The following is a 19533-nucleotide window of genomic DNA, read 5'->3' as shown; positions in this document are numbered from 1 at the left end:
GCCTTCGGGCGGGCCGGGCGTCCTCTTTGGTTTTCCCAAGACTGTTTCCGTTCCCGTTTTTCTGATTTCCGACATGCCAGCCTACAAAGGAAGAACCACCGGAGCACCGCTGACCGCGGCTCCACGAAAGTCCCGCCGTGCCCCCCGCAGGGGCAGGCCGGGATTCTCCCTCGTCGCCACCATGACGTGCATGGTGCTGCTGATGGTGATCGCGATGGGGATGATGAGCCTGTCCGCCATCACTGTCCGGAAGGCGGGCAGGGACCACGCCCGCCTGGAGGCGGAGGCGAACGCGCGCATGGCGCTGATGATGGCCATCGGTGAAATCCAGGAACACCTGGGGCCGGACCAACGGGTGTCCGGTGACGCGCGGATCACCGCGCAGGGGAAAGGCCGTCCCGTCAACCCCAACTGGGTGAGCGTCTGGCGCACGAACCAGAAGAACGGCGAGCCCTGGATCCGCCGCTACGGGGACAGGGGCGGGCTGATGGACCTGCGGGGCGAAAATCGCAATCCCCGCGGCGACCGGCTGGCCCTTCTGGTCAGCGGCAATGAAGCCTCCATCCGCCATGAGGATGATGAGACCCTCGATGATGAGAACTCCGCCATCCTCGCCGGGGAGAAATCCATCGGCACGGATGCCGAGGAAACCGAGATCGTCCGCGCGCCGCTGGTGTCGCTCAAGGGCACCGACGGGCAGGGGGGAAGGTATGCCTGGTGGGTGGGGGATCTCGGGACGAAGGCCAACGTGGCGACACGGGACGCCTCCGAGGATTCCTCCCCGGAACTGGCGATGATGCTGGCCCAGGATGCTTCCTGGCAGGCCTTCGGCAAGGATGACATCCCTTCGGAAGCCCGTGGCGGCCTGGTGAGCGACCGCCAGATCGCCCTGTTCGACAACAACCTGAAGGACCGGAATTTCCACGAACATACCGTTTGGTCCGCCGGTCTGCCCGTCAACGTGCGGGATGGTGGCTGGAAGCGTGATCTCACCGCCTATCTCGCCAGCAACGGGAATGTCCCGGACTACCGCGGAAAGGCGGGGCTGCCAGGACTGGATGACCGTGACAGCATCGTCGGCTCCGCGAACAGCCGCGTGGACAATGATTCGTGGGATCCGGGCCAGAGTTCCCGGATCACCCCCGTCGCGCCGAAGTTCGGCCTGCTCCGGCGCTGGGCCGCCCGTGCGGACACCACCCCGGCCGGGAACTACATCTCCGGCACGGAGACCGGGGACACGCTCAGCACCGCCTCCGCCCAAGGGGAGCTGAACGTGGGCAACAGCAACAAGGTCGCCGACTTCAAGACCCAGACCCAGAGCAAGCTGATGCCCATCCTCGCGGAGGGATCGCTCTACTATAACCTCAGTTTCTACCAGATCGTCCCCTCGGATCTGAGGAACCCCTACGGCCTGCGGGTCCACTACTACCCGCGGGTGGTGCTGTGGAACCCCTACAACTTCGAGCTGAGGGTGCCGGATTCCGCGATCCTCCTGTTCATCAATGGCAGCAAGTCCGTCGAGCTGTCGCTCACCGGCGGCATCAGGCGCACCTACCGGATGAACTGGGGCGGCGGCGGAGCCAGCCGGGGAGCCATGTATTTCAAAATGAGCGGCACCACCCTCGGGCCGGGGGAGTCGGGCGTCTGGTCTCCTGCCGCGAACCGGGTCTACAGCGAGTCGAACTTCGGCCAGAACCTGCTGTCCCCGTCCGTTTCGCCCAGCCCCACGCGGAGCTTTTACCAGGACCGCCGCGCGCTGGACGGGGAGCCGCTGTTCGAGCTGAAGAACAACACGGACGCATCCCTCAAGCTGGAGCACAACCGTACCTCCGCGCCACCCATCGACTGGCGGGAGGTGGTGCCGCCCACCAGCTCCACGAGCCTCCAGGCTGACATGTACACCCAGGCGGATGACTATTTCATGTCCTGGAAGCCGCTGTCCGCCTCCTCCTTCAACACGACGACCTTCAGGGACTTCCCGATGGGGCGCTTCATCTCCTGCGCCTACCAATACGGGGACGAGGATGAGATGCCGGTGGAGTGGACCTCGCTCGATCCGGTGCCATTCCCCGCCATGTCCGGAGCCACCGGCACGGTGAACGTCATCCCGGACCGCCGCACGCGGGATGGCTTCCGCTTCCGCTGGTCCCAGGAGACGGAGTCGAACATGATCGGCTCCGGCAGCCTCACCGGCTCCGCCCACCTGGAGGACTCTCCCATCGGCAACTGGAACGTCCGCGCGTCCTACTCCTTCCGCAGTCCGTTCGACAACGTGACGGATGTCGCCCCGAACTTCTTCGGAATCTACACCCGCGACCTCTTCGACACCGAGGTGGACTGGAACAACATGAACCCGCGCGCCCAGGACGGAAAGTTCCTGGGGGATCCGTTCGACCAGCCCGTCCGTGCCCCGCAGAAGCGCATCCTCTTCGACGTGCCGCGGAAAGGCACGGAGATCGCCTCGCTGGGTGCCTTCCAGCACGCGGCCCTTTCGGAAATGGTGTGGCACCCCACCTATGCGGTGGGGAACTCCCTGGTGGACCCGCGGGTGCCGCAGGACCGCACGGAGCCGGACCGTTCCCAGCCGATCCACCGGGACAAGGGCGGCTGGAACCAGGACTCCATCGGCTACTCCACGGCGGACGGCCGCTCGAACACCAACGGTGAGAACGCCACCACCAACGAGGACAACTGGGCGTTCCACGCACGGCGGTTGCTCCAGAACGCCGCCTTTGAGAACACCCTGATCTATGACCTCGCCTTCGAGGTGAACCACACGCTGTGGGACAGCTATTTCCTTTCCAGCGGCACCCCCAGGCAGAAAAAGGCATTTCTCGACAACCCGGTTGAAAACCCGCTGCCCAACGGACGCATCCTCCCCAACCGGATGGCCGGGGAGATCACCGAGGAGGATCTGACCGACTACCACCGTGCGGCGTCCCGCCTGGTGGTGGATGGTGCGTTCAACGTGAACTCCACCAGCGTGGAGGCATGGGAGTCCCTGCTGCTGTCCAACCTGGGCGTGAAATACAACGACAAGGTCGCCTTCCCGCGCTTCCCTGATCCCAAGGAAGGGACATGGAACGGCGGGGATGCCTCCAGCAACAACGCCTGGGCCGGACAGCGTGTCTTCAGCAAGGAGGAGATCCGCAGGCTGGCGGAACAGATCGTCAGGCAGGTGGAGCAGCGTGGCCCGTTCCTCAGCATGGGGGACTTCGTCAACCGCCGCCTCACCATGGATGAGTATGGCAAGAAGGGCGCGCTCCAGGCCGCCATCGACGACTCCGGCCTCAACCAGGCCTTCGAGCAGCAATGGCCGCTCAACAACCAGAACTCCCTGCCGGACTTCGAACACCCGGACCACATCCGCGATGCGACGAGCATGGAGCAGACTTCCAAGCCGGACACCACCGCCTGGGGCGCCCTCGGTTTCCTCACCCAGGGGGACCTGCTCCAGTTCCTCGGCCCGGCGCTGACGGTCCGCTCGGACACCTTCAAGGTCCGTGCCTACGGCGAAAGCCTCGACAAGTTCGGCAAGGTCACCGCCCGCGCCTGGTGTGAGGCCATCGTCCAGAGGACACCCGGCTATGTCGATCCGAAGGACGACATCATGTTGCTGCCGCAGGATCTGAATGAAACGAACCAGAAGTTCGGCCGCCGTTTCCGGATGATCTCGTTCCGCTGGCTGAAGCACGGCGAGATCTGAAGGCCGCGTCCGTATGTCCGCTCCGGACAAAAAAGGGGGAGCGGGGGATGTCACCCCGTCCCCCGTCATGTGAAAAGCGGATCCGCTCAGATTGCTTCCACCAGCTTCTGCATCTTGCGGCCGTATTCGACGTAGGAGTCGTAGCACTGCTGCCAGTCCACCAGCGTCGGGTCCGGGGCGTGGAAGACGGTGGCGACGTGCGGCTCGATGGCGATGTAGCCCTGGTAGCCGTTGGCGAGCGCGTCGGCGATGATCTCGCGCACCTTCGCCTTGCCCTCGCCGGGCATGGTGTACTCCGGCTCGATGTCATCGGAAACCGGGTTCATGCTGTCCTTCACGTGGATGTGGACCACATTGCCACGCACGGCTTTCCAGAACTCCAGCGGGTCCTGCCATGGATACGGCTCCGCCTTCGAGCGGTCCTTCTGGAACATCGGGTTGCCGGTGTCGAAGATCAGCTTCATGTCCGGGATCTCGTCCAGCAACCGGAGGGTGTGGCTTGCGGAGAAGCCGCCCCAGTTCATGCAGTTCTCATGGGCGGCGACGAGGCCTTCGCCCTCGAACCGCTTGACGATCTCCCGCAGTCGGCGGATGCGCTCCCGCTCCTGCTGGTCCTGGCCCCATGGCTCCTGGCCGTAGGACATGATGCGGACGATGCCGGTGCCCAGCCGCTTCATGCGCGGGATGCAGCGGTCGATCTCACCGATGGTGACGTTGAAGTCGCTGGAGATCTTCTTGCCCCAGCTCCCCAGCAGGGAGCCGAACTCCGGGATGTGGATGCCCGCTTCATCCAGGCGGTCCGCCACGCGGTTGAACTCGTCTTCCGGCAGGTCGTGGATGTTCGCGTTGCCCACCATGCGGGCGGAAATGTTGCTCCAGCCGATGTCCTTGGTGGCCTGGATCTGCTTGTCGAGGTCGCGGGAGGCTTCGTCCGCGAAGCCGGTGAATCGGTTGGTGGGGAAAGTCATGGTTTCTGGGTTCGTTGGGTTCTGGAAACCGCGGGTTTGGCGCGGAGACGGCCCATTGATCGGCTGATCCGGGAAAAACTTCAAACGCAATGTTGTTCACGGGAGGATCACTCACTCCTTCGGCCGCTTCATCAGGATGATGAACTCCTTCAGGTGGTGGTCGGCATCCGTTTTGAGAACGCCGGTCACTTCCCAGCACTGGTCTCCCAGGCGGTTGAGATAGTCCTGCAGGTCGGAGGGGGTGGAGATCCCGCCACCGCCGAATTTCACGGTGCGATATTCCCAGCGGATCATGTCAGGAATACGTTGCCACGGGCCCTTTTCTTGCTGATCCGCGGGACGTTGCTCCAGCCCGTATCCCGTTGAAAACCAAATCGGCAGATGACGCCGTGGGGGGAATCACCTGCCGATCACTTTTTTGGGGGGAAATCTGTCACCACTCCGGTCGGGGGGAGGCCTTCGTGGCTGACGGGTGGGACCATGTCACGAAACCGGCCATCGGGGTATTACGCGATCACGGAACATCTCCGGTTTGCATCCCCCGGTGAGCCGTGCCATTGTCTTCCCATAAGAACCGCAGCCGGTGTGCTGGCAGCGGGGCTGTTATCCGGGGGGAAGACAGTCCTGCGAGGCCACCGGCTGCGGCTTTTTATTGCCCGGAGCCTGCCTTGTTGCCCTGTCCGGCGCGCCCGTTCCCCAAAATAGAAGGCCGGGACTTTCGTCGCCGGCCTCCAGGTTCAGGAATGATGGGGAAGGAAGATCAGAGATAGACCTTCTTGCCGTCGTTCTGGGCGCTCTCATAGATGGCGCGGATGACGGCGACGGGCTTGCGCGCCTCGCTGGCGGAGACGGTCGGCTCGCGGCCTTCGCGGATGGCGTTGACCACTTCCTCGAAGTTGCGCTGGTGCTGGTAGTAGCTGATGGCGGACGGATCGTTCGCGCCCACGCCGATGCCCAGGCCCTTCATGTACTTCGAGCGCACCTCGGCGTCCTCCGGCCTTTCGTCGCGGAAGTCCCAGATTTCGAAGGATTCATCGGCCAGGAACACGGAGCCGTCCGTGCCGGAAAGCTGGACGCGGGCCGGGTGCCCGTCCTTCGACCAGGTGCACGTGGACGCCTCGATCACGCCGCGCGCGCCGTTCTCGAACTCGACGATGGCGACGATGATGTCCTCCACCTCGATGTCGGTGTGGGCCAGCAGGGCGGCGTTCGCCTGCACGGACTTGATGGGGCCGGCCAGATAGATCAGGGAGTCCACGGTGTGGATGGACTGGTTCATCAGCGCGCCGCCACCGTCCAGCGCCCAGGTGCCGCGCCATGCGGCGGAGTCATAGTAGGACTGCTCCCGCCACCATTTCACGTAGGCGGAGGCGCTGGTCAACTTGCCGAAGCGGCCTTCGTCGGCGGCTTTCTTGAAAGCGTCCATGCCGGGGTGGAAACGGCGGTTGAGGACGGCGGCCAGCGTGCGGTTGTTCGCCGCGGCGGCTGCCATCAGCTCGTCCACGCGTTCCACGGTCACCTCCAGCGGCTTCTCGCAGATGACGTGCTTGCCCGCGTTGAGCGAAGCCAGCGCCGGGTCCAGGTGCGCGCCGGACGGCGTGCCGATGGTCACGATCTCCAGTTCCGGGTCGGAAAGGAACTCATCGATGTTCGAGTAGGCCTTCGCGCCATATTCCGTGGCGAGCTTCTGCGCGCCCTCCGCGCGGAGGTCGAAGACGGAGTGGAGCGTGCCGCCGGTCATGGCGGTGATGGCCTTGGCATGGAAGTGGCCGATCATGCCGGCGCCGATGATTCCGAATTTCATGGAAGAGGATGGGAGTGGGGTTTGGGCTGCAGGGAAGGTATTACGTGACGGATGGAGAATCGGACGGACCGGCGGGTTTTTGCAAGAGTCCATTCGGGTGGGTCCCCGGCGCGCGTCAGAACGGCTTGGTGTAGCCCAGCCATGCGGCGTATCCGGCGGCGGCCAGGCTGAAGGCGAAGCCCATCCACGCGGGCAGGATGTTCCGCTTCACCAGGGCCGGTGCCGCGCCGATGAACAGCCAGATGCCCAGCTTCACCAACCACCAATACTGCCCCTCCGGCGGCTTCTTCAGGATCGCGAAGCCGATCAGCAGGATGAGGACCAGGGAGATGCCATGGAGCGCGCTCGCGCCCTTTTTCCCCGTTCCGCCGAGGAAGATCGCGCCGAGGGAACCGAAGAGGGCCAGCGCGCTGGCGACGTGGAGGGTGTGGAGGATGAATGGATTCATGGGTTGTGGGGAAACGGGATGCCGTGGAGCTTCTCCAGCCGCTCCGGCACGCGCAAGACTCTTCCTGCCGGGATGGAAACCGCGGCTGAAGTTGTAATGTGGCGCGGGGGAAACCGTGCTATCATACCCGGTCATGAAAAGGTTCGTCCTCTGGATCGTCGTGCTTGTTTCCGGCTTCTACGCCTTCCTGGCCGGGCCGTTCATCCCGGATCCGCTGCCGTTCCTGGATGAGGCGGTCGCGCTGGCCATCTTCCTGAAGGCCACCTCCGCGCTGGGTTATGACGTCCGCCGTTTCCTGCCCTTCCTGGGAAAAGCGAAAGCCGCGGGCGGGAAAAAGGCGGACCGGCCGCAGTCGAAGGACATGACAGTCGATGTTTGATTTTGCTCCCCGTCCATGGAAGATCCACGGCCTCCCGACCGTAAGATCGCATCCCCATGGACGAACCCATCCAAGAATCCGCCGCCGAACCCGCCCCCGCCCAGAAGAAACGCCCGTGGGCATTGACCCTGCTCGGGCTGGCCTCCATCGGCGGTCTTGTCGCGATGCCATTTCTCGCCGGTCCTCCGGATGGGGACAAGATGCCGGACATCGTGCGCTTCATCGGCCACTTCCACCCGGTGATGTTGCACCTGCCCATCGGCGTGTTCTCGCTCATCGCCCTGCAGGAAGCGGGCGCCATCTTCCTGAGAAAGCGCGGCGAACGCCGTGAGACGCCGCTTTTCCCGATGTTCTTCGGCGCGGTGACCTGCATCATCGCGGTCATCGCCGGATTCCTGCTCTATCATGGCGGCGGCTATGAGGGGAATGAGCTGGCGGAGCGCCACCTGTGGGGCGGCCTGGCCTTCGCCGTGGCCTCCGTGCTGGTCCTCATCGTGAAGGCATGGACCATCGCCTCCGTGGCGAACCAGGCGTTCTACCGCCTGCTGTTTTTCGCGAACATGGGCATCATGAGCTTCGCCAGCCATGACGGTGCCTCCATCACCCACGGCTCTGACTACCTCACCTCCTTCGCCCCGGACCCCATCCGCAAGCTGCTTGGCCTGCCGGAGCGCAAGAAGAAGGGCACCGGAGAGGGTGGTACGCCGGAGAAGGCCGTCTCTCCGCAGCAGAAGGTCGTCTATGACGACATCATCGCGCCGATCTTCGAGAACCGCTGCAACCAGTGCCACAAAGAGGAGAAGGCGAAGGGCAAGCTGCGGATGGACAACTACGAGATGCTCATCAAGGGCGGCAAGGAAGGTCCGTCCATCGAGCCTGGCTCCGCGGAAAAGAGCAACATCATCGTCCGCATGTCCCTGCCGCTCGACGAGGACGAGCACATGCCGCCGGATGGCAAGCCGGAGCCGGAACCGCATGAGGTCGTCCTCATCAAGTGGTGGCTCGACAGCGGCGCGGACCCGAAAAAGACCCTTGGCGAGATGGGTGAGATCCCAGCTCCGGTGAAAGAAGCGCTGGCCAAGCTGCCATCCAACCACGCCGCCGTCATGGAGGAAGTCGCCGCCAAGAAGGCCGCCGGTCCGACGGATGACCTGAAAGGCACCGTCATCCAGCTCCAGAAAGAGTATCCCGGCGCGGTCACCTTCGAGTCCCAGCAGTCCTCGAACATCACCTTCTCCGCCGTGTCCCTCCGGGGGAGCCTGGACGACGCTGGTTTCGCCAAGCTGGAGCCCATTTTCCCGAACCTCGTGGAAGTCGAGCTCTCCGCCACCAAGGTGACGGACGCCTCCGTGGCGAAGCTCTCCGCCGCTCCGAACCTGAAGAAGATCCGCCTTGCGGAAACCGACATCACGGACGCCGCATTCGATACGCTTGTGAAGCTCCAGGCCTTGGAGTCCCTCAACCTCTGGGGCACCAAGGTGACCAACGAGGGCGTAATGAAGCTGGCCGCGCTGCCGAATCTGAAGAGCCTCTACCTTTGGCAGACCGGCGTCTCTCCGGAAACCATCACCGCGCTGAAGGCGAAACTGCCGAACTGTGACATCTACACGGGCATCGGAGAGTCAACACCTGTCCCGGCACCAGCGCCCGCCCCGGCACCAGCGCCCGCCCCGGCACCAGCGCCCGCCCCGGCACCAGCGCCCGCCCCGGCACCAGCGCCCGCCCCGGCACCAGCGCCCGCCCCGGCACCAGCGCCCGCCCCGGCACCAGCGCCCGCCCCGGCACCAGCGCCCGCCCCGGCACCAGCGCCCGCCCCGGCACCAGCGCCCGCCCCGGCACCAGCGCCCGCCCCGGCTCCAGCGCCCGCCCCGGCTCCAGCACCTGCCCCGGCTCCAGCGCCCGCCCCGGCTCAATGAAAACCCTCCGCCACCTGCTGCCGGGAGTGCTCGGCCTCTCTCTTGCCGCTCTGAGTTTCGCTCAGGAACCCGCCGTTGCGCCGGACATGACCGCCGGTCCGGCTCCGGTAGGAAAACCGTGGGAACCCGGGTGGGGCTTCTGGCCGAAGGTGCCGCAGGCATGGCAGCAGACCCACCAAGGCATGCTCAAAAAGCGCGACAAGGGCGGCATCGACATCCTCTTCCTCGGTGACTCCATCACCGCGGGCTGGAGCGGCGCGGGCAAGGAAACCTGGGCCGCCGAGTTCGAACCGCTGAAAGCCGCCAACTTCGGCATCGGCGGAGACACCACCCGCCAGACCCTGTGGCGCATCGGCCAGGGGGAGCTGGACGGCCTCAAGCCGAAGACCGTCGTCCTGATGATCGGCGTGAACAACATCTTCCAGAACAACGGCACCGACGTGGAGATCGCCAAGGGCGTGGAAGAAGTCATCAAGCAGATCCAGGCGAAGACCCCGGACTCCACCATCATCCTCCAGTCCGTGCTGCCGCTGAAGGCGGAGGTCTTCGACAAGCGTGTGCAGGCCGTGAACCCGCTGATCCAGAAGCTGGCCGTGGGCAAGGTCCGGTGGCTCGACCTCACGCCGACCTTCCGCGGCGCGGATGGGAAAAGCATCCCCGACCTCTACACCGAGGACGGCACCCACCTCGGCCCGAAAGGCTACGAAGCCTGGGCCAAAGTGTTGGCTCCGGTGCTGAAGTAAGGAGCCGTAAGGAGGGAGGACACTCCTGTCCTCCGGCTGCAACCGGAACTCATAGCAAAAGCATTTCCGGATAGATCAACCTGTCATCTCATCCGCCAATGCCGCCGGAGGACAGGAGTGGGAGCGAATCGGACATAGCGGCGTAGCCGCAATGTCCTCCCTCCTTATTCGGATCCCATCCTTCCATGCTGGACGATGCGGACCATCCGCTCCAGCATGCCGGACACACGGATATGCCGGACCTCCATCACATGACCATCGCAGGCATTCCCGGTGGAGCCGTGCCGGTTGCCGTTGGTGTGGTGGTGATGGTCCTGCAGGCACTGGCCTTTTTCCGTGATCTGGATGAGCGGTGGACGTGGTGCTGCCTTGCCCTTTCTCCGGTGCCGCTGCTTCTCGGCATCACGGAGTTCGGCGCGGGATACCGCCAGACCGTTTCCTTCGAACCGGGTGTCGCCGGGGGGCAGCCTTTCCGGACAATCCTGATGGGACTGGAGGAGCTTCTGTTTCCGTTGGCCATTTCCGCACTTACCACGGTGCTGCTGGTGGCCGGGATGGTGATCCTGTATCTGCCGATCCGGCATCGCCGACCCGGAACGGTGGGCATCATCTGGACGGCGTCCGTGGCGATGGTTTTCCTCTGCTTTTCCGGAGAAGGGCTGCTCAACATCCGTGCCCACTCCAAGGCGGTCGCTTTCCATCCTGCCAGTCCGGGCGTCTATGAAACCGAGGGTCCGGTCACGGTGCTGCATTGGTTGCTGACCGGGCATATCGCGGGATGGTTCATTCCCTTTTGGCTGATCGTGGCCGCCGTGATATCCTGCCGCCTGCACCCCCGTTTCCGGCTGAGGCTGGCCTATGTGGTCTTCGGACTGACCATGCTGATTCTCATCACTTCTTGTCTGGTCATTTTCAAAGCCATCGTGGTCATCAATGCCACCCATCCCGCCATCTCCGGAAAAAGCTGGGTGGATGTCCTCAAGGTCCATTCGTGGTAACAACATCCGTCCGCACCCACCGATATGCCAGAGCCGACCCTGCTGGACCTCTACAAGGAAATGGGAACCTCCGGCCATGTCCTCCTGCTGCTTTTCCTGACGATCCTCGCGTTCGCCGGGGTGATCCATTTCCGGGCGCTGGATCATCGCTGGCGCCGGGCATTCCTTCTGTTGTGCGGCGTCCAGGGAGCTACAGGCCTGCTTTGTGGCATCTGGTCGATCTTCGTCGTGGTCAGCAGCAGTAGAAAGTGGAGTAACCTTCCCAATTTGGAAAGTCTGTTAGCCAGTCTGGGCGAAAGCATGGTTGTCATCCAGTTCGGCGCGTGGCTGACCGTTATTCTGCTGCTGGTCTCGGCGGTGCTTTTTGTGACCAGTAAGGAGGGAGGACGCTCCTGTCCTCCGACTGCAACCGGAACCGATAGCAAAAGCATTTCCGGATGGGTCTACCTTGTTCTTCATCCGCCAATGCCGCCGGAGGACAGGAGTGTCCTCCCTCCTTAATCGACTGCAACCGGAACTGATAGCAAAGGCATTTCCGAATAGATCCACCTTGTTCTTCATTCGCCAATGCCGCCGGAGGACAGGAGTGTCCTCCCTCCTTACTGCCCGCAAACCCTCATCTCCATCCCACCTGGCACGCCTCTTGCTATTCTGAAGATGTCGCGAGACACAGGCGGTTCGACTGATTGATCTTAGGGTTATGGGTTTTCCCCGGGGATGATCATTCGGACCGCCTTCTCGCTATGATAGGCCCTCGGCGGAGTGAAATCCACGCTCCTCCCTCACCTCGTCCGGAACGTCCTGCTCTCCATCAGCGCCAGGAACAGGTCGCGGAAGCCGCCTTTGTCCTGCTCCACCTTTGCGACGATGCCTTTCAACTCCTGCTTCTCCGCGTAGCTGGGGATCCTGCCGGTGGCGTAGATCATGAGCTTTTCCGAAAGGCACTCGGCGAAGAGGTTGATGTTGCCGGAGATCCACTGTTTCAGGTCGGTGTAGCCGGCGATGGGGGTGCCATCCGGCAGGACGCCCGACGGGTCGATCTTCACGTTGATGCCGGGCCAGTCCTCGCGCCATCCGCCGACGGGGTCGAAATTCTCCAGCACGAAGCCGATGGGGTCGATCTGGTTGTGGCAGCCCCGGCAGTCGGCGGATTTCGTATGGGCGCCCAGCAGGTCGCGCGGGGTCTTCGCGCCCTGGGTGTCCGGGGTCAGCGCGGGGACATTGCTGGGGACCGGAGGAAGGGGGACGCCCAGGATCTTTTCCAGCACCCATACGCCGCGCAGCACCGGCTGGGTGTCCACGCCGTTGGCGGTGGCCATCATGACGGCGGACTGTCCCAGCAGGCCGCCGCGTACCCCGCCGCGCGGGACGGGCAGGTGCTCGATCTTGCGCTGTTCCGTGATGTAGGCGCTGGCAGGGTTCACCCGCTTCTCGCCCTTCACCGTGTAGTCGTAGTTCTCCATCGCGAACCGCTTGGAGGTGGTGATGAAATCCGGATCGATGAAGTCGCGCAGCGGGCGGTTCTCATTGAGGATGGTGAAGAAAAAGTGCTCCACCTCCGCCTTGGCCAGCTCCACCTCATCGGTGGAGAAGCCGAATTTTTCGTCCGGCATGATCTCCGGCAGCAGGCGGGTATCCAGCCACTGCTCGGTGAAGTCCCGGATCATCGGGGAACCCGGGGAGCGGGGCATCAGGTTGGTGACGGCCTCACGGTAGACGGCCGGGTCGGACAGCTTTCCGGCGCGCGCCTGGATGACGATGTTTGCCGTCGGCGCGTTGCGGGTGAGGAAGTAGGCCACGCGGCTGGCCAGGTCGTGCTGGTCCATCTCGCCGGGGTTGATCTCGCGGTAGATGAAGCGCGGGGAGACGAGCGCGGCGCGCAGCATGAGGTGCATGCCCTCGTCGAAGGTGTGGCCCTGCGCCCAGTGGTTTTTCGCGATTTCCAGGTATTCGTTGCGGACGTCGTCGCCCACGGGACGGCGGAACAGGCGCGGCAGGAAAAGACGCAGCCCGCGGTCGGCGAAGGCGACGTCGCTTTCCCCGTTCCGGCGGTTGCTGAAGCTCCACTCCCGCCACTCCCGGCGGCGGATGTCCTGCGGGCCGTCCACGGTCTTGAACGGCCCCTCGATCTCCACGCCGTGGATCTGCAGCGACGGGCCGTTGTCATGGTAGTGGTAGGCCAGCGTGTCCGCCAGCGCGCGGGAGGTGCCGGACTCCTCCGCCATCTTCAGCGCGGCTTGCGTGTAGCGGTTGTCCGGGGTGGCGTCGGCCAGGTTCAGGTCCGGGTTGTTGTAGGCGCGGAGAAAGATGTCCCAGCCGTTGCGGCCGCGCAGCGGGGTGATGGAGACGCGCTTCCGCGGGTTCCCCGGGAAAAGCATCTCCTGCCATGCGGCGAGAAAGCGTTGTTCCTTGAACCGTTCCTCCAGCAGCGCGGTGAAGCCTTCCGGCTCATGGTCCAGCTCCGCGTTCAGCCAGCGGAAGGCGGGTGTCTGGCCTTCGTGAAGCTCCGCCTCGAAGGTGACGGTCTCCGGTGTTTCGCTGGTGACGGAGATTTCCTGCAGCAGGCGGAAATTCGTGATCCGCAGGCGGTCGCTGGCGGACAGGTCGCGGGCACGCACCTCCAGGATCATCGGGTCCTTGCCCTTCGGTTTGAAGGCGGAGGTGGACACGGTGATGCGGTAGATGCCGGAGTCCTTGATCTCGATCTTGCTCGGCCAGGTGCAGCTCCGCATCATGTCGGGGCTGCGGGAGGCCAGGCGCAGCGCGTCACCGTGCAGGGACGCCGCGGAAAAGCTCAGCACCAGGTCCTGGATGCCCGCCTTGCGCTTCGTCACCGGCGGCTTCGGCTTCGGCGGCGGGAAAAGTTCATCCGCGATCTGGCGGGCGACTTCATGATAGGACTCCAGCAGGGGAGGGGAAAGGACCAGCGCCTCCGCCACCGTGTCAAAGCCGTGGTCGCGCGTGTCGCGCGGGAACCCGGCGGGCAGGTCGAAGTCGTGCATCTGGAAGGTGGTCCGGATGGAGTTCCGGTATTCCAGGCGGTTCAGGCGGCGCGGCAGCGTGCCGCCGAACGGGGTGTGCTGTTTCAGCTCGCCATCCAGGAAGGAAAGCAGGGTCTTCTTCTCCTCCGCCGTCGGCTGTTCCTTGTCCAGCGGAGGCATCTGCTGGTGCGCCAGGACGTTGAACACCTTTTCCCAGTCCTTGCCCGCCTTTGCCTTGCTCCAGTCGATGTCCAGCCCGTCGAGGTTGATGCCGCCCTTGGCCTCCTCCTCGTTGTGGCATTTCACGCAGCGGCTCTCCAGCACGGCCACCACGTCATCCGGGATGGACGTGGTCTTCCCCGCCTCCGCCGCATGGACGGATGACACCGCGAAACCCGCCGCCCCCACCAGGAGGAGGCGGCCACCCATTCCAGCCCGGTGCATCATGAAAAGAGCTGGTTCATGTTCCTCGATGCGTTGGAGAAGTTGCCGGACTCCACGCCGAGGCGTTGTTTGATGGTGATGTAGAGGTCGCCCAGCAGCGGGGCGTCCTTCGCCTTGCTGTCGATGGCGATGTGCTGGCCGTGGCCGAAGCCGCCGCCCGCCACCAGGGTGGGCAGGTTCGCGTTGCTGTGGCGGCTGGCGTCGCCCATGCCGGTGCCCAGCAGGATGACGGTGTCATCCAGCAGCGACTTGCCTTCCGGGTTCTTCTTTTCCGAAAGCTGGGTCAGGAATCCGGAGAAGCACGCCATGTGCGCGCGCTCGATGGCGATGAGGTCGCGGATCATTTCCGGATCATTGCCATGGTGGGAAAGCGCGTGGTAACCGGCCTTCAGCACGGCGCCGTCGATGGCGAAGACCTGGCCGAGGCCATCCAGGAAGAGGGACATCACGTGCGTGGAACCGGTGTCCAGCGCCAGCGTCATGAGGTCATACATGATGGTGCCCGCCTCCATCTGGAGGTTCGGCGTGATGGGGTCGTAGCTCGGCAGCTTGTAGCCGGGGTCCGGCGCGGGCTGGTCCAGCGCGGCGAGCTGGCGGCCCATCTTGTTCTCCACGCTGCGGAAGGAGTCGAAGAACTCCTCCAGCTTGTCCTTGTCCCGCTGCGGCAGGTTCGCCTGCAGGCGCTTCGCGTCGTCCAGCACGCTGTCGATGGAGCTCTGGCCGCTCTTGAGCAGGTATTCGGTGCGCTCGCGGCTCGCCTTCGAGGCGAAAAGCTGGCGGTAGAGCACGCTGGGTCGCACGGTGGCGGGCAGGCCGATGCCCTGCTTCGTGTAGCTCATGGACTTCGCGCCCTCGCCCATGCCGGTGGCCAGCTCCACGGAGGCGAAGCGGGTCTTGCCGCCGACCGCATCCGCGATCTGCTGGTCCAGCGAGTAGGATCCGGGGGCGTTCCCGCACAGGAAGTTCGACCACGCCTTGTGGCCGTTGGGCGCGCGGTGGTCCAAGCCGGAAAAAATGGTGATTTGGTCCCGGTGCTTTTCCAGCGGGGTGAGGCTGGCGGGCATCGTATAGTCACGTCCGGCGGTCTTCGGGAAGAACGCGGGCTGGTGCCAGCCGAGGTACGAACCGATGGCGATGAAATTCTTCGCACGCTTCGCGGTGGCGGCGGTGGTGGCCGCGGCGGCGCGTGTTCCGCCAAACGCTTCGAGGGCGGGCAGGGCGATCAGCGCGGTGGCGCTGCGGAGGAACCGGCGTCTGGAAAAGGTGGGCTGCATGGTGGCGGGCAACAGGGATACGTGACCGATGACGCCGAGTTTTCCGGAAATCCGTCAACTGTGGACACTCTTCCGCAAAGGTCTGCCAAAAAGGGCAGGCCCGCAACCGGGACCGCGGGATTTATCCCGCCCCGGAGAATCCAGCCGGCATGCGAAGCCAAGCGGGATGAATCCCGCGGTCCCAGCGTGGCTCCGGCCTTCAGAACTGCCAGGTGGCGGAGAGAAAGAAATTCCGGCCCGGTGCCGTGGTCCGGTCATCGACCGCCGAAGTGTGGCCACCACCGACCCCCGCGAGGCCCAGATGCCCCCCGCCACGGCGGACGGTGGACCAGTTCCAGTACTGCTCGTCGAAGATGTTGTTGACCCCCGCGTTGAGGGTCAGGCCGCGGACCGGCTTCCACCATGCCAGCAGGTCGAGCGTGAACCAGGAGTCCGGGCGGAACATCTTGCCATTCATGGTCGTGTCATCCGTGCGTGTGACGGCTCCGGTGTAGGTGCCGATCATGCGCGCGCCGTATTTTCCGTCCGGATCCGCGTAGCCGATGAAGCCGATGGCCTTCCACGGCTCCACGGTGTTCACCGGCTCATCCTTCGTCAGGTTCCGGCCGATGGTGTAGCCCGCGCTGAGACCCAGCGAGACCCCCGTCAGCGCGGGTTTCCAGGATCCCGCGTCCCATTCGCCGCTGGCCTCGACGCCGTAGATCTCAGCCTCACCCTGGTTCAGCGTGGTGGTGATGACTTCGCCACCCGGCCGGACTTCCAGCACCTGGTTGTTCTCGATGAAATCCTGGTAGCGGGTGTAGAACAGCTCCAGCCCCACACGCCCGCGGTCATCCTCCGCCTTGTAGCCCAGCTTGAAGGCGTGGCTCGTTTCCTCCTTCAGGCCGGGGTTGGGGATGGTGGTCTGGGTACTGGCTCCCGTGGCGGGGTGGTCGAAAACCATGGTCAGTTCCTCCGCGGTCGGATTCCTGGTGCCCAGCGCGTAGCCCGCATAGACGCGCGAGTTCTCCGTCGGCAGGAAGCCCACGTCGAACCGCGGCGAGAGGGTGAAATTGTCATACCCGTCGCTCGCCTGCGGTGCGGTCGCGGCACCGCCCAGGGCGTCCTGCAAACGGTCGAGGAACTGTTGCGTCAGGTTCGTGTCGATCTGGTGGTAGTCCAGACGCAGTCCGGGGGAGAACTCCCACAGGGTTCCCAGCTTCACATCATCCTGGAATACCAGTCCCACACGGGTGGTCTCCGAAGGGGCGAAGGAAATGCGGTCGGTGTCCGTCGTGGTGACGATGGAGGTGATGATCGGGTTCAGTGGATCGGTCAGATCCCGGACCACCTGGCCCTGTGTCTCCGTCCGGTCGAACCTGTTCGATGACTTTTCCATCGAGGCATCGATGCCGAAGAGGAAATGATGCTCCTGGTCGTCGAATTCCACCGTCTTGTGGGCGAACGACGTGATGCCATAAAGCTCGGTTTCGAACTCGATCTCCTGGGTGCGGTTGCGCCCTTGCACCATCAGGTCCGGATTATTGGCGAGGAGCCAGGTGCGCCATGGGGCGGGGATGGCAGGCAGGTAGGGGGCCAAAGGGCCGCCCAGATCCACGGCGCGGACCGTCGGGTTCGTGCTGACGTTCCGGCTGCCGCTGGTGGCGCTCTGCCAGTAGGCCTGCGTCTCCACCTTGTCCACCCAACCCCCGATGGGTTGGTAGAGCCATTTCAGGCTCAGGCGGCTGCGTTCCACATCCTGCCAGTTGTCGATGCCCTCGCGGAAGATGGTGAAGATGCCCCCGGCGGGATCGATGGCGCTCCGCATGTCGGCGTGGAGATTCCGTTCGTAGTGTTCGAAGGTGAACTGGAACACATGGTCCCCGGCATCGTAGCCGACCTTCGCCAGCCACGCGGAGCTGTCGATGGACATCGGATCCGGGGGGATGCTGCCGTTGTTGGCCGTCTCGTTGGACTCGCGGCCCGCGTAGAGAAGGAGGTAGTCCAGTCCACCCGCGCGGCCACCCCCGCCGAGCTGCCAGGCCAGGCCCTCGTTGCGCGAGAAAAACTGGGTGCGGGCCAGTCCACCCCAGGTCTTGTCCGCGTAGAGATCCCGGGGATCGAGCGTCTTCATCGAGATCACCCCCCCCATGGAGTCGGAGCCATACTGCGCGCCGGCCCCGCCCTTGAGGATCTCCACCAGTTGGAACATCGACGGATCGAAATAGTCCCTCCCCATGCCACCGGCTCCGCTCTCCTGTCCGGCGTCGAACGAGGTCGAGATGTATTCCGGCGGCTGGCGGATGCCATCCACCTCGATACCCACCCGGTTGCCCTCGATCCCCCGGATGTTGAAGGACGCGGAACCGGACGAGGCATAACCCACGGAGCCGTCTCCCGTCGTGGAGTCGAAGGGTACGACCACCGTCGGGTCATATTTCACCATCGAACCCAGATCTTGGACGCCGTTCTCCGCCATGGTGCGGGAGTCGATGCGTGTGGTCGTTCCCCGGATGTTCAGGAAAGGGTCACGCGCGGCGGACACCACGATCTCCCCGAGCGTTTCCTCGGTGGCGGAGACGGGCTTGTCGTCCGCCGCCGTGGCTTCACCGGAGATCTCCTCCTCCACGGGGACATCCGCCTCGTCCACCTGCGCGTGGAGCGGAGCGGCGGCGATGAAGGGGAGGAGAAAGATGGATTTCATTGGCAGATGGCCAGGGGTTCGCGGATCTCAGTAGGAGATGCGCAGATGCATGAAGCGGCGGGCATTCCCGCTGACCGTCACCTCATCCTGGATGGTGAGGAGATCCCCGCCGGTGACGGCCTGGGAGGAGATGCCGTCCGGCCCGTCTCCGCTCCAGATCCACGGTGAGGATCCCGTCTTGCTGGCGATGACCTTCCAGTCCGCCAGATTCCCGCTTGAGCGGACCTGATAAGTCAGTTCCGCGGGAAGTGTGGTGGGGAGCCTGAAGGAAATGGATGGCCGTGGGCCCGCGGTGGAGAGGGCGGGGAGACGGGACGCTCCGTGATCCGCGTCCGCGGAGTCCGGGCGGGTGCCCAGCGCATACTCCACCAGGTTGGCGATGCCATCGCCGTCCGGGTCCGCGTCGTCCGCTGCATCCCCGCTGTTGTCCGCGGTCTGGAAATACCGGTCACGCCAGGTCTGGAGCGGCGTGGAGGCCGGGGCCGCCAGATCCCGGAACTGCGAGGCGACGTCCACGCGCGCGCCGGAGACGGAGGTGTGGTTGGCGTAGGGCGTGGTGATGGCCACGGACGTGATGTCCACTCCGATCTGGGACAGATCCCATTGCCACATGACCCCGCGGTAGGTGAACGGATCGGTTCCGGCTTCCCCGCCGGGCACGGTGTTTTCCTCGATGCGGCTCCCTCCGAGGATGACCGGCAGCGGCGCGAGATTCTGGGTTCCTCCGTTGTAGCTCAGGCGGGGGATGTTGGTTCCGGGATAGGGGTTGGCGGGATCCCAGAGGAGATCGAGCTGGAAGACGGCCTGCTTGATCGCGAAGCTGCTGGCCGTCTTGGTGGTGGTCGTCTCGTAGGCTCCGCCCCAACTGTAGAGCCCGGAGGTCGCGCCGTAACCGGGTGAATGGACGCGGAAGACCACGGAGGCGTCGGTGAAGTCATCCGGGGAGCATTCGTATTGCACCGGATTCGTCCCGGGAACCGCGACGGTGTTGGTCCCGGAAAGAAGGGACCACACCGCATTTTCGGTCGTGCCTTGGAGGGTAGGCGTGACCAGCAGCGACTGGCCCGCGGCGGGCAGCGTCAGCATCGCCGCCGCGAAGATGGACAGGAGTTTCAAGGTTCTCGGGATCGTTGCGTGTGGCGGGACGGGGAGGATGGCGGCCCGCCGTGTGGCGGACCGGCCATCACCG

14 protein-coding genes are annotated in these 19533 nt (G+C 64.5%); 6 read left to right on the top strand and 8 right to left on the bottom strand.

Going from position 1 to position 19533, the window contains the following annotated elements; translation table 11 throughout:
• Positions 1-73: 73 nt before the first annotated feature.
• Positions 74-3706 carry a hypothetical protein gene (locus tag OVA24_RS18205; protein ID WP_267671545.1) on the top strand — a complete coding sequence of 1211 codons (3633 nt, stop codon included), beginning with the start codon at positions 74-76 and terminating at the stop codon, positions 3704-3706.
• Between the two features lie 86 nt (positions 3707-3792).
• Here the strand turns inward: OVA24_RS18205 and OVA24_RS18200 are convergent, their stop codons facing one another.
• The 4 genes from OVA24_RS18200 to OVA24_RS18185 form a co-directional block, all read right to left on the bottom strand.
• Positions 3793-4674, bottom strand: coding sequence for a sugar phosphate isomerase/epimerase family protein (locus OVA24_RS18200; protein ID WP_267671544.1), 882 nt, complete (start codon positions 4672-4674; stop codon positions 3793-3795).
• Positions 4675-4785: 111 nt separating this feature from the next.
• Positions 4786-4968 carry a DUF4177 domain-containing protein gene (locus OVA24_RS18195; RefSeq protein ID WP_267671543.1) on the bottom strand — a complete coding sequence of 61 codons (183 nt, stop codon included), beginning with the start codon at positions 4966-4968 and terminating at the stop codon, positions 4786-4788.
• Between the two features lie 466 nt (positions 4969-5434).
• On the bottom strand, positions 5435-6478 hold the full coding sequence (locus tag OVA24_RS18190; protein WP_267671542.1) for a Gfo/Idh/MocA family protein: 1044 nt from the start codon (positions 6476-6478) through the stop codon (positions 5435-5437).
• Between the two features lie 115 nt (positions 6479-6593).
• Entirely contained in the window at positions 6594-6926 is a 333-nt protein-coding gene (locus OVA24_RS18185; protein ID WP_267671541.1) for a hypothetical protein, read from the bottom strand.
• 133 nt (positions 6927-7059) lie between these two features.
• Between OVA24_RS18185 and OVA24_RS18180 the strand changes: the two genes are divergently transcribed.
• The 5 genes from OVA24_RS18180 to OVA24_RS18160 all read left to right on the top strand — a co-directional run bounded on the left by OVA24_RS18180 (position 7060) and on the right by OVA24_RS18160 (position 11463).
• Positions 7060-7305 (top strand): hypothetical protein, encoded by a 246-nt coding sequence (locus OVA24_RS18180; protein ID WP_267671540.1) that lies wholly within the window; start codon positions 7060-7062, stop codon positions 7303-7305.
• Between the two features lie 56 nt (positions 7306-7361).
• Positions 7362-9221: a c-type cytochrome domain-containing protein gene (locus OVA24_RS18175; protein ID WP_267671539.1), complete on the top strand. Its 1860-nt coding sequence runs from the start codon at positions 7362-7364 to the stop codon at positions 9219-9221.
• Positions 9218-9964, top strand: coding sequence for a GDSL-type esterase/lipase family protein (locus OVA24_RS18170; protein WP_267671538.1), 747 nt, complete (start codon positions 9218-9220; stop codon positions 9962-9964). Before OVA24_RS18175 ends, OVA24_RS18170 begins: the two co-directional genes overlap by 4 nt.
• Before the next feature lie 185 nt (positions 9965-10149).
• Positions 10150-10962, top strand: a complete 813-nt coding sequence (locus tag OVA24_RS18165; protein ID WP_267671537.1) for a hypothetical protein — start codon at positions 10150-10152, stop codon at positions 10960-10962.
• A gap of 24 nt (positions 10963-10986) precedes the next feature.
• Complete coding sequence (locus tag OVA24_RS18160; RefSeq protein WP_267671536.1) at positions 10987-11463, top strand: hypothetical protein; 477 nt, start codon at positions 10987-10989, stop codon at positions 11461-11463.
• A gap of 281 nt (positions 11464-11744) precedes the next feature.
• On the opposite strand, the gene OVA24_RS18155 is transcribed toward OVA24_RS18160, so the two are convergent.
• The 4 genes from OVA24_RS18155 to OVA24_RS18140 all read right to left on the bottom strand — a co-directional run bounded on the left by OVA24_RS18155 (position 11745) and on the right by OVA24_RS18140 (position 19460).
• A complete protein-coding gene (locus OVA24_RS18155; protein ID WP_267671535.1) occupies positions 11745-14372 on the bottom strand; it encodes a DUF1588 domain-containing protein in 2628 nt (875 codons plus the stop codon).
• Positions 14373-14386: 14 nt separating this feature from the next.
• A complete protein-coding gene (locus tag OVA24_RS18150; RefSeq protein ID WP_267671534.1) occupies positions 14387-15661 on the bottom strand; it encodes a DUF1552 domain-containing protein in 1275 nt (424 codons plus the stop codon).
• A 199-nt stretch (positions 15662-15860) separates the two neighbouring features.
• Positions 15861-18344 (bottom strand): TonB-dependent hemoglobin/transferrin/lactoferrin family receptor, encoded by a 2484-nt coding sequence (locus OVA24_RS18145; protein ID WP_267671533.1) that lies wholly within the window; start codon positions 18342-18344, stop codon positions 15861-15863.
• Between the two features lie 27 nt (positions 18345-18371).
• Complete coding sequence (locus tag OVA24_RS18140; RefSeq protein WP_267671532.1) at positions 18372-19460, bottom strand: hypothetical protein; 1089 nt, start codon at positions 19458-19460, stop codon at positions 18372-18374.
• Positions 19461-19533 lie beyond the last annotated feature (73 nt).

Origin of the sequence: Luteolibacter sp. SL250, from assembly GCF_026625605.1 — a bacterium.
In the GTDB taxonomy this organism is placed as follows: Bacteria; Verrucomicrobiota; Verrucomicrobiia; order Verrucomicrobiales; family Akkermansiaceae; genus Luteolibacter.
The sequence above is the reverse complement of the archived record's forward strand: the minus strand, read 5'-3'. Positions and strand labels throughout refer to the sequence as shown.

Bases quoted from the DNA above. Each gene is read 5' to 3' on its own strand.
- OVA24_RS18205 (WP_267671545.1), top strand. From the start codon at position 74: ATGCCAGCCTACAAAGGAAGAACCACCGGAGCACCGCTGACCGCGGCT.
- OVA24_RS18200 (WP_267671544.1), bottom strand. From the start codon at position 4,674: ATGACTTTCCCCACCAACCGATTCACCGGCTTCGCGGACGAAGCCTCC.
- OVA24_RS18195 (WP_267671543.1), bottom strand. From the start codon at position 4,968: ATGATCCGCTGGGAATATCGCACCGTGAAATTCGGCGGTGGCGGGATC.
- OVA24_RS18190 (WP_267671542.1), bottom strand. From the start codon at position 6,478: ATGAAATTCGGAATCATCGGCGCCGGCATGATCGGCCACTTCCATGCC.
- OVA24_RS18185 (WP_267671541.1), bottom strand. From the start codon at position 6,926: ATGAATCCATTCATCCTCCACACCCTCCACGTCGCCAGCGCGCTGGCC.
- OVA24_RS18180 (WP_267671540.1), top strand. From the start codon at position 7,060: ATGAAAAGGTTCGTCCTCTGGATCGTCGTGCTTGTTTCCGGCTTCTAC.
- OVA24_RS18175 (WP_267671539.1), top strand. From the start codon at position 7,362: ATGGACGAACCCATCCAAGAATCCGCCGCCGAACCCGCCCCCGCCCAG.
- OVA24_RS18170 (WP_267671538.1), top strand. From the start codon at position 9,218: ATGAAAACCCTCCGCCACCTGCTGCCGGGAGTGCTCGGCCTCTCTCTT.
- OVA24_RS18165 (WP_267671537.1), top strand. From the start codon at position 10,150: ATGCTGGACGATGCGGACCATCCGCTCCAGCATGCCGGACACACGGAT.
- OVA24_RS18160 (WP_267671536.1), top strand. From the start codon at position 10,987: ATGCCAGAGCCGACCCTGCTGGACCTCTACAAGGAAATGGGAACCTCC.
- OVA24_RS18155 (WP_267671535.1), bottom strand. From the start codon at position 14,372: ATGGGTGGCCGCCTCCTCCTGGTGGGGGCGGCGGGTTTCGCGGTGTCA.
- OVA24_RS18150 (WP_267671534.1), bottom strand. From the start codon at position 15,661: ATGCAGCCCACCTTTTCCAGACGCCGGTTCCTCCGCAGCGCCACCGCG.
- OVA24_RS18145 (WP_267671533.1), bottom strand. From the start codon at position 18,344: ATGAAATCCATCTTTCTCCTCCCCTTCATCGCCGCCGCTCCGCTCCAC.